2 protein-coding genes are annotated in these 5,121 nt (G+C 38.1%); both read left to right on the top strand.

Translation table 11 applies throughout. From position 1 onward, the window contains the following. Positions 1 to 3,442: DUF5977 domain-containing protein (locus ACN1CN_RS22415; protein WP_419137863.1), on the top strand; the 3,442-nt coding region annotated here is incomplete at its 5' end. Between the two features lie 48 nt (positions 3,443 to 3,490). Further along, a partial coding sequence (locus tag ACN1CN_RS22410) for a DUF6443 domain-containing protein (protein ID WP_419137861.1) occupies positions 3,491 to 5,121 on the top strand: 1,631 nt, incomplete at its 3' end.

Below are 5,121 nucleotides of genomic sequence, written 5' to 3'. Positions count from 1 at the left end.
TTGGGGATTTTCCAATGGCGCGAATAATAGTACCCCGTTTTTAGTTGAGAGAACAAATTACAATGCGGATAAAAAACCAAATTTTTTCGAAACCCAAAAAGGGGCTTTAAAAACCATTTACTATCCAACAGGAGGAAGGACAGAGGTACGGTATGAGCAAAACTTAGGAATTAAAAAGGGCAATTCAAATAACGAGGCAAATGTGGGTATTCAATTAAAATTTAAGTCCGATTTTTTAGAAAATGCTAATCCAGTCAAAGAAAGCATATTTACAAAAACCTTTGATAGTGATGTGGTTGCAACCTTAAGTCATTACATTGGGAACGTAAATTTTATCGATATGAGTATTCGTCGAATTTCTGGAGATTCACCAGTAGGTTTTGACCCCACTACACCTTATTATGCATTAGTTCCCAGAGCACGCGCGCAGGACGGGATAGACATTCCCAGAATATCTTTGCAATTAAATGAATTATCACAAATTGATAGTAATTGTTTAAGTTTTAATAATTGTGCGGTAACTAAGGACAGTAGTGGTAAGTTTATTATTCCTGCGGGAACTTACGAATTTAAAATTCGAACAGATTATAATAGAACACAAAATCTGGAGGCCCAAATAGATTTAGCTTTTTTTGATGCTGCCGTTGCAAAGCACACCAGCGATGGAGGCACTGTTCCCGTAGGTGGAATAAGAGTGAGTTCAACAACAGATCATCCCGCCATTGGAGAACCGGTGACAAAATACTATGATTATACGGATACTACCGGATTATGTAGTGGAATTCAGTTTAACGGCAGTGTTGATTTATATACCACTCATGCCTCAAAAGAAACGGGGCCAACTAGGACAGATATCCAATTTCCTTACGCAACAATACCCCTAAATGAAAATGTTTTAAATGCAACTTCAAGACCTTATAATCTTGGCATGGATAATAGCTCTCCAGTGGGATACCTTGCTGTAAAAGAGTGTGTACTCAAAAGTGAGATTTTGGTACCTGAAAAATTTTTATGTAGCAATTGCGGGGGCAATTTCGGATCGGCTGCAAATAATACTGTTTCTTATACTTATTTGGCTGGAGAAGGAAAGTATGGGGTTAAGAAAATGGTTTACCCTGAAGGTTACAAAATGACCCAGTTTAATATGCCGTCCTTAACATTGGCTATTTTTCCGTCTCAGCCAACAGGACGGGATTTGTCAGTAGGTTCCGAAAAAAGTAAATTAATTTATTCAAAGAATACAAGTACTACAGTGGGTAAAAAACTTTCTGAAGAAGCCAATCTCTATTTTGATACAGAGGATTCAGATCATGCGCCGATGACGATCATAAATAACCCTAATTATCCTAAGAGTTTAAAAATTGATTATAAGGTGGTTAAGAGTGCCAATCAAGAGATTGGACCAGAACATACAGTTAAAGATTTTTACTATTTTAATGTATACAAAGAGTTTGATACAGATAAATTTATCTACAATAAAAAAACGACAGAATACTACAATGAGCAGCCTATATACAGAACCATTGATATTGAATACAATACACATTACAAACAAAAAAAAATAACTACCACATACGATGTTAGTAATAAAGTAGTAAATGAAATCTTCTATCCATATGATTTTGCGGATAATGTTTCTAAGACTATGGTAAATAAAAATTTTGTTTCACCAATAGTGCAAATCGTAAATAAGAAAGATGGAGAAATCATCGATGTGTACAAGTATGAATTTACGCCTGTTACTGATAATTTATTTAAACCCCGATCGTTTTCAAAAGGGATCAGCAACAATCCTTTAGAAAAAAGGAAATTTTATAAATATGATTTTGATGGGAATGTAAATTTCATTGGATCAGTAACGACAGATAACCGGAGACCTGGTTTGATGACTACAGATGCTAATATTACTGTAGTATGGGGGTATAATAAAAGCCAGATCGTGGCCAAAATTGAAAGCGAGAGACCGGTTATTGTCCCTGCCAATTTAGTTACAGCCATAGAAAATGCCTCTTCAGCTACAGGTGATGAAGCCTCTTTAGTAACAGCATTAAATGCATTACGATATAATTCCGCAACAGGAAATGCTTTGATAACAACCTATACTTATATACCCTTAGTAGGAATAAGTACCATGACAGATCCAAAAGGATTGGTAAGTTATTATGAGTATGATGAACTTAATAGGTTAAAAACTATTAAAGACAAGGACCGAAATGTTTTACAAGTGTATCGTTATAATTATAAAGGACAGGTTATTTATGAAAACACAGCTCAAAGCAGGGCATTTGTAAAAGAGGATTGTCCGGCTGGAGCTAGCAGTTCACCGATAGATTATACAGTGGCTGCCGGAGTATATACTTCAATCATTTCACAGGAAGATGCCAACAGAAAAGCAGTGGTAGATATAATTGCAAACGGACAGGCCAATGCCAATAGAAAAGGAGAGTGCATCTATAGAAGTATTGCCTTTAGTGGTTTATTCCAAAAAAGTAATTGTGCTCCCGGTGGTGTTGGATCAGATGAATTCTTTAGTCAGGTAGCAGGTGCCGAAACCTCAAAAGATTCACAGGCTGATGCTGATTCAAAAGGATTGGCTTTATTTAATGCAAATGGTAGGGCCAATGCAAATACAAAAGGGTATTGTACTTTCACCAATACTGAAAAAAGTGGTTCGTTTACTAAAAATAATTGTGCACCGGGTGGAGTAGGTTCAACGGAAGTCTATACCGTTCCCGCTGGAAGTCATTTCTCAACAGAGTCGCAAGCGGCTGCAGATGATTTGGCGCAAAGAGATGTTAATAATAACGGTCTGGAAAATGCTAATTCAAAGGGGTATTGTACATTTTGGAATGTAGCGATTACTAGATCCTATACTAAGGATAATTGTCCTTCAGGCAGTGTAGGGTCTTCTTTAGATTATACAATACCGGCGAGAGAAGTTACATCGAGGGTGTCGCAATTTGATGCAGATGATCACGCAGCTAAAAAGTGTGATGTATGGGGTCGGATCAATGTCAATAATAAAGGGACTTGTCGTTTTTACAATACAGCCAAAAGCGGCATTTTTACAAAAAATAATTGTCCTGCGGGGCTATCGGGGGCACCTGTAACGTATACGGTTGCAGCCGATATTCATTGGTCAGAATCATCACAGGCTGAAGCTGATATGAAAGCCCAGGAGGATGTTACTCAAAACGGGCAGAATTACGCCAATGCAAGAGGGGAATGTGGGTACTATAATACACTAGCAAAGGAAGATTTTACCCGAAACAATTGTGGAATTGGGTATATAGGATCAACCGAGACATATATGGTTTTTCCTGGTGTATATTTTTCTACGATCAGCCAAAAGAGAGCTAATCTTGACGCATTTAATGATTTAAGACAAAATGGACAAAATTACGCCAATACTCATGGAACCTGTACGCATGACAATCACTAATATAAAGTGAATATTTAGATTTATTTTTTAATCAGTAAGAATAACGTAATGAAAAAATACATAACATTATTAATTTTATTGTTCTTTATAGTCTCAGGCGCAAGAGCACAGACTTTTAGCGATGATAACTTTATTTATACCTTATCACCAAAGGAACCGGTTCAGGCTGCAGGTCTAAATGCACTGACCAATGATAAAAAACAACAAAGTATCACTTATTTTGACGGACTCGGACGTCCGGTACAAACCATCGCCATTGGTCAGGGAGCAGGAGGAAAAGACATTATTACTCCTGTGGAATATGATGTTTTTGGAAGACAAGTCAAAGAATATTTACCCTATGCCTCTGAGAGCGGTGGTGGTAGTTATCCCAGAATAGATCCTGCTGTTGCTATAAATGCTTTAACAGGGTTTTACGGTAGTGAGAACTATGATAATACAAGCAATCCATTTTCGCAAAAGAAATTGGAAGACTCTCCCTTAAACAGGGTATTAAGACAAGCGGCTCCCGGAAATTCCTGGGCAATGAATAGCGGGCACGAAATTAAAATGGATTATCAGACCAATACAGCCAGTGAAGTAAGATTATTTAAATCCACTGCAACTTGGGATGCGGGATTGGGATTGTTTAAAACCACTTTTTCGGATGCTGGAAATTATGCAGAAAATCAATTGTATAAAACCATAACCTATGATGAGAATACAGCAGCAAATCCAACTGAATCATCAGGTTCCACAGTAGAATTTAAAAATAAAGAAGGCCAAGTTGTACTAAAAAGAACTTATGATTCCGGAAATCAACACGATACCTACTACGTTTACGACAGGTATGGGAATCTGAGCTATGTAATACCTCCAAAAGTGGCAGGTGTGGTTAGCGATGATGTCTTAAACGGCTTGTGTTATCAGTACAAATACGACTATCGCAACCGTTTGGTGGAGAAAAAACTACCCGGAAAACAATGGGAGTATATTGTTTATGACAAACTTGATCGTCCCGTGGCCACCGGACCTGCTTTTTCGCCATTTAAAGACGAAACAGCAGAGGGCTGGCTCATTACCAAATACGATGGTTTAGGAAGACCTGTTTATACAGGCTGGAGCAGCACACCTCCGGGTTCAGCCAATAGAAAAACATTACAGGACCAACACAATTCCGCGACTGTTTTATTTGAAACTAGAGGCTCTGAAGGAACTATAGACGACAATATAGTGATTTACTATAGCAATTCTATTGCTCCGATAAATTTTAAACTTTTAACCGTTACCTATTACGATGATTATGCTTTTCCTAATGCGGTGGTCGAACCTGCAACTATTGAAGACCAATCCGTTTTAGACAATGTTACGGGTTTGGTGACTGGAACCTGGACAAGAGCCCTGACTACGGCATCGGAAACATTAGGAGAAACCATCACCACTTTTTACGACAAAAAAGGCAGAGCCGTGAGCACCCGAATCCAAAACCATCTGGGAGGCTATACCAATGTCGATAGTAAACTTGATTTTACAGGAAAGACGCTTTATAGCATTACCAAACACAAACGTACGTCCGGAGATACGGAGCTGACGGTAAAAGAAGAATTTACCTATTCGCCTCAGGACCGATTGCTGACCCATACCCATCAGGTAAACGGAGGAACAGTTGAAGTTTTAGCAAGCAATACCTATGATGATTT

The sequence above is a fragment of the Flavobacterium sp. T12S277 genome, from assembly GCF_048514875.1.
Classification (GTDB): domain Bacteria; phylum Bacteroidota; class Bacteroidia; order Flavobacteriales; family Flavobacteriaceae; genus Flavobacterium.
This window is presented reverse-complemented; position numbering and strand designations above follow the sequence as displayed.